This is a genomic window from Staphylococcus sp. HMSC62B09 (assembly GCF_001839115.1).
GTDB lineage: Bacteria > Bacillota > Bacilli > Staphylococcales > Staphylococcaceae > Staphylococcus > Staphylococcus haemolyticus.
Window position 1 is genome coordinate 1 of sequence record NZ_KV840169.1, and the last position, 221, is coordinate 221.

Here is a 221-nt window from a genome sequence, read left to right on the forward strand (position 1 = left end):
TTGGTTAAGCGTCAACTTATGAGGATAAGTCTTTGCCTTTTGACGATTGTCATTTATATACGAATAATCGTTTTTTACACCTTTATTACACTCATTTCTATTTATTTGAATATATTTGTATAGTTCAATCTTAAAACGCTCTACCATGTTCATATGCGCCTCTGAGCGTGTATTAATGTAATCTTTAATATACTTTTGTTCTTTAGTAGAGAAACGCCCTA

General features: G+C 30.8%; 1 pseudogene. It reads right to left on the reverse strand.

The window, feature by feature from the left end:
- Window positions 1–221 (reverse strand): annotated as a pseudogene (locus HMPREF3265_RS12750) (hypothetical protein); the annotation flags it as partial.